Below are 3,356 nucleotides of genomic sequence, written 5' to 3' on the forward strand. Positions count from 1 at the left end.
ACGAGGACGGTTCCGAGCGGACCGGCATCCGGGCGATCATCAACTCGGCGCTGGTCTCCTACGAGCGGCTTCCGATGCTGGAGATCGTCTTCGACCGCCTGGTGCGGTTGATGACGACGTCCCTGCGCAACTTCACCTCCGACAATGTCGAGGTGAGCCTCGACAACATCTCGTCGATCCGGTTTGGCGACTATCTGAATTCGATCCCGCTGCCGGCGATCCTTTCGGTGTTCCGGGCCGAGGAGCTCAACAACTACGGCCTGCTGACGGTCGATTCCAACCTGATCTATTCGATCGTCGACGTGCTGCTCGGCGGCCGGCGCGGGGCCGCGGCCATGCGCATCGAGGGGCGGCCCTACACCACCATCGAGCGGGTGCTGGTCCAGCGGATGGTCGAGGTCGTGCTGGCCGACGCTCGCGAGGCGTTCGAGCCGCTGACGCCGGTGACGTTCTCGCTCGACCGGCTCGAGACCAACCCGCGCTTCGCCGCCATCGCGCGGCCGGCCAACGCCGCGATCCTGGTCAAGCTGCGCATCGACATGGAAGACCGCGGCGGGCGGATCGAGCTGCTGCTGCCCTACGCGACGCTCGAGCCGATCCGCAAGATGCTGCTGCAGCAGTTCATGGGTGAGAAGTTCGGCCGCGACAACATCTGGGAAAGCCACCTCGCCACCGAGCTGTGGACCACCAACATGGAGGTCCGCGCCGTGCTCGACGAGCAGGAAGTTCCTTTGAAACAGGTGCTTGAGCTGAAGGTCGGCGACACCCTGATGCTCAATGCCACGCCTGACAGCCTGATTGAACTGCGCGCCGGCGCCATCCCGCTGACACGCGGCCGGATGGGTCGCCGCAACGCTCATATCGCCGTTCGGGTCGAGGCGCCGCTGACGCCTGCGGCCCGTCAGGCCGTGCAAGGAGGTTGATCCCATGAGCGTCATCGCGATCGGTCTCAACATGCTGCTCGCCGGTTTGCTGGGCGCGGCCCTGCTGATGGGGTGGCGGCTCAACAAGCGCTTGCAGACCCTGCGCGACAGCCACGAGGGCTTCGGCGCCGCCGTCCGCGACCTGAACGCCGCCGCCATCCGCGCCGAGCAGGGTCTTGCCGAGTTGCGCGCCGCCAGTGACGAGGCGGCCGAGGTGCTGGCCGACCGCATCCGCAAGGGCCGCGACCTCGCCGCGCAGCTAGATCGCTTGGTCGAGCGGGCACCCGCCGTCGGCCGCAGCGAGGGGCCGGCCGACGACGCCGCTTCGCAGGAGCGGCGCCTGGGCGCGTTGCTGGCCGCCGCTCGTGAGGCGCGGCCGTCCCGGGCGACGGCCCCGGAACCTCGTGCCGCCCAGCCTTGGGCCCGCCCGAGCCTCGACGACGACCTCTTCGACGACGAGCCCCTGACCCTGACCAACGTCCACGGAGGCCGGCGGTGAAGTCGATCCCTCGCATCTTGCCGCTGGTGGGCGTCGCCATGGGCGGCGTCCTGGCCGTTAACGCCCTGGCCGGCGCTAAGGGTCTGCCGGAGCTGGTCTCCGGCGCCCGCGCCTTCGCAGAGGAAACGGCCAAGGGCGGCAAGGCCGACGCCAAGGCCGAGGAAAAGGCGGCGACCGGCGAGGCGAAGGACGCCGCTGCCGGGCCCGCTCTGCCGGCCCCGTCGATCAAGCCGCAGGCTGTCTGCGCGCCGACCGCCGCCGAGCTCGCCAAGGCCGCCGGTCTGTCGCCCGCCGAACTGCAGGTGTTGCAGAGCCTGGGGGCCCGGCGCGGCCAGCTCGATCAGCGCGAGACCGATCTCGAGACCCAGCTCGCCCTGCTGGCCGCCGCGGAGGCCAAGCTCGACGCCAAGGTGAAGGCCTTGACCGGCCTGCGCGGCGACATCCAGGGACTGATCAGCCAGGCCGACGCCAAGGAAGCGGCCGAGATCGACCGCTTGGTGAAGGTGTTCGAGGGTATGAAGGCCAAGGACGCCGCGCCGCGGTTCACGGCCCTGGACGACAGCGTGCGGCTGCCGATCGCCGCCAAGATGAAGGAGCGGGCGCTGTCGTCGATGCTGGCGCAGATGCCGCCGGCGGAAGCCAAGAAGCTGACCGAAGCCATGGCCAAGCGCTTCACCGAAGCCAAAGCCCTGGCGGCCAACGCCCAGGCTGCGGCCGCCGCGCCGGCCGCAGCCCCGTCGGCGCCCGGCAAGGCCGCGGCCCCCGCCGCCCGAGCTCCCGCGGCAGCCCCTGCCAAGCAGGCGGCCGCGCCGCCTGCGCCGCGACCGGGCTGATCCTTTGAGCCTGAAGCGGACCCTTCGTTCCGGCGTCGCGGCGGCCTGCATCGCCGGCGTCGTCGCGCCGGCCGGCGTCGCCGCCCCGCAGGCCGAGCCGAAGGTGGGCGCGAAGGCTCCGCGCGGGCCGCTGGACGTCCGCGTCGCCCAGTCGGACGAGTTTTCCCGCATCGAATTCCACTGGACGGGCGGGGCGCGGGCGGCGGCCCGCCGCGACGGTCAGAGGCTGACCCTGGCGTTCAGCCGCGACGCCGATCCCGACATCGCGCGCCTGCGCACTTCGCCGCCGCGTTGGCTGGCCGGGGCGGAAAAGCGCCGGGTGGGCGGCAAGCTCGAGCTGACCCTGCTGCTGGCCGAGGGGGCGGACGCCAAGGTCGGCGCGGCCGACGGCGCGACGTACGTCAATGTGTTCGAAAAGCCGCCCGCGCCGCCGGAGCCGGAAAAGCCGGTCGACTGGGCCGTCGAGCCCGAGCCACCGCGGCCCAACCCGGTCCCGGCCGGCGGCGTGGTCGCCATGGACGCCAGGGTGGTGAACAGCCAGGTGCTGCTCACCTTCAACTGGGCCAATCCGGCCGGCGCGGCGGTCTTCCGCCGGGGCGACGCGATCTGGGTGGTGTTCGACGCCGCGGCCAAACTCGACGTCTCGAAAGCCCCGAAGGGCGTGCGCCACTTCTCCGGCATGGAGACGTTCAGCGGCCCGGACTATTCGGCGATCCGCATCGATGCGGCCAAGGGCGTGCCGCTGTTCGCGGTTTCGACCGGACCGACCTGGACGATCGCGCTGGGCCCCGGCGACCAGAGCCAACCGACCATCGTCCGCGTCACCCGGGACGCCGCGGACGGACCGCCCGTCCTGAAAGCGCCAGTGGCGGGGGCGACGCGGGTCATCCGGATGACCGATCCGGGCGCCGGCGACACCCTGACCGTCGTCACCGCGCTCGGCCCGGCCAAGGGCGTGCCGTCGAAGCGCGAGTTCGTGCAGATGGCGCTGCTGGGCTCTGTCCAGGGCTTGGCTGTCGAGAGCCACGTCGAGGATCTCGACGTCTCGCGCGATGGCGACATCGTCCGGATTGGCCGCGAGGCGGGCCTGACCCTGTCGCC

Annotated in this window: 3 protein-coding genes and 1 pseudogene; all 4 read left to right on the forward strand. The window is 71.5% G+C overall.

Translation table 11 applies throughout. The features are described 5' to 3' along the window. On the forward strand, positions 1–923 hold a 923-nt coding region (gene fliM, locus ACILRF_RS15535; RefSeq protein WP_395674484.1), incomplete at its 5' end, for a flagellar motor switch protein FliM. Between the two features lie 4 nt (positions 924–927). Continuing rightward, a complete protein-coding gene (locus ACILRF_RS15540; RefSeq protein ID WP_395674486.1) occupies positions 928–1,422 on the forward strand; it encodes a DUF6468 domain-containing protein in 495 nt (164 codons plus the stop codon). Then, positions 1,419–2,255, forward strand: coding sequence for a MotE family protein (locus ACILRF_RS15545; RefSeq protein ID WP_395674488.1), 837 nt, complete (start codon positions 1,419–1,421; stop codon positions 2,253–2,255). Before ACILRF_RS15540 ends, ACILRF_RS15545 begins: the two co-directional genes overlap by 4 nt. 4 nt (positions 2,256–2,259) lie before the next feature. Further along, positions 2,260–3,356 (forward strand): annotated as a pseudogene (locus ACILRF_RS15550) (endoglucanase); the annotation flags it as partial.

The organism is Phenylobacterium sp. (genome assembly GCF_044236515.1).
GTDB lineage: Bacteria > Pseudomonadota > Alphaproteobacteria > Caulobacterales > Caulobacteraceae > Phenylobacterium.